Raw genomic sequence first — 255 nt, forward strand, 5'->3', positions numbered from 1 at the left:
CATCCTTCTCATCCTGCTTCAGATAGATCTTCACGACCATGAGATAGCGGTTCTGCGGATTGTTCTCGATGCGCAGGGTCCCCTTGCTGGTGCCGTTTTTGAATACAGGACGGGTGTTGATGTTGAGGATGAACTGTCCCTCCGCCACCTTGTCATCCAGCAGCTTCTGTATCTCAGCCTCACTCAGTCCATCCAGGGTGCCCTCACTCTGGTCGGGGTCCATGGCAAGACCGTCTCCGGTATCGAACAGCTTCC

General features: G+C 54.9%; 1 pseudogene. It reads right to left on the reverse strand.

The features are described 5' to 3' along the window. A pseudogene (locus NE665_RS24565) lies at positions 1-255 on the reverse strand (hypothetical protein); the annotation flags it as partial.

It is taken from the genome of Clostridium sp. DFI.1.208, assembly GCF_024463855.1.
Lineage (GTDB): Bacteria > Bacillota_I > Bacilli_A > Erysipelotrichales > Erysipelotrichaceae > Clostridium_AQ.